The sequence below is a fragment of the Candidatus Afararchaeum irisae genome, assembly GCA_034190545.1.
GTDB lineage: Archaea > Halobacteriota > Halobacteria > Halobacteriales > Afararchaeaceae > Afararchaeum > Afararchaeum irisae.
In genome coordinates this window covers 1-1,187 of the sequence record JAXIOF010000021.1, presented here as the reverse complement: position 1 = coordinate 1,187, position 1,187 = coordinate 1, and the positions used below count along the sequence as shown (strand labels likewise).

The following is a 1,187-nucleotide window of genomic DNA, read 5'->3' as shown; positions in this document are numbered from 1 at the left end:
GATAACCGTAGAGGAGCTCAGAGACAAGCAGGACAGCGACGACGACTACGTCTTAGTCGACACGAGAAACCAGGAGGACTACGAGAACTGGCACATCGGCGGCGCGGTCAACGTCGAGTACTCCCACTCCGACGACGAGCTCAGAGGTGACTGGGAAGACGTCGTCGACGAGTACGGCATAGACGAGGACACCGAGGTAGTCACAGTCTGTGCGAAGGGCAAGTCGTCGAAGGACTTCGCCGAGTATCTCGAAGGAGAGGGATACGACGACGTGAAGAGTGTCGAGGGCGGCATGGAAGCGTGGAGCATGGTCTACGACGTCGTGCCTATCGCTACACAGAGCGACGAGATAGAGATCATACAGCTTCAGAGGAGATCGAAGGGCTGCCTCGGATACATAGTCGGTGACAAGGCGACGGGAGAGGCTGCGGCGATAGATGTCACACGTGCGACGAAGAAGTTCCGTGACACTGCGTCGGAGTACGGCTACAAGATCACCCACGTCTTAGACACACATATCCACGCAGACCATATCTCGGGAGGACGTAGACTCGCAGACGAACTCGACGTTCCGTACCACTTAGGAGAGAGAGCGAGAACGAGAGACCCCGACTACGACTTCGACGGCTTAGACCAGAACGAGGTACTCGAAGTTGGAGAGAACGTAGAGATAAAGGCGATCCCGACGCCGGGGCACACGACGGGAATGACGTCGTATCTCATCAACGACGAGGCACTGACGACGGGAGACACGGTCTTCGTCGAGTCGATAGGACGTACTGAGCTCCAGTTCGCGGGAGACGAGGCAAAGGGAGGAGCCGAGATGCAGTACGACACCCTCCACGACAAGATACTCTCGGAGCCCGACACAGTCAAGATACTTCCGGGACATTTCTCGGTCACAGACGGCGGAGAGTTCATCGACGTCACACCCGGTACACCTATGATGACGACTGTCGGCTACCTCAGACAGAACAACCGCGCTCTCCAGATGGACGAGGACGACTTCGTCGAGTACATGTTCGACAACATTCCCTCGAAGCCCCCCAACTACGAGAAGGTCATCGCTACCAACAGCGGCGACTATGAGCCTGAGGACAAAGCCGAGGAAGACGAACTCGAACTAGGTCCCAACCGCTGTGCCGCGACCGAGGAAAGTATGGTCGCTGACGACTGAGACGGCGAGT

1 protein-coding gene is annotated in these 1,187 nt (G+C 57.1%); it reads left to right on the top strand.

The features are described from left to right. Position 1 precedes the first annotated feature (1 nt). Complete coding sequence (locus tag SV253_03005) at positions 2–1,177, top strand: rhodanese-like domain-containing protein (protein MDY6775035.1); 1,176 nt, start codon at positions 2–4, stop codon at positions 1,175–1,177. Positions 1,178–1,187 lie beyond the last annotated feature (10 nt).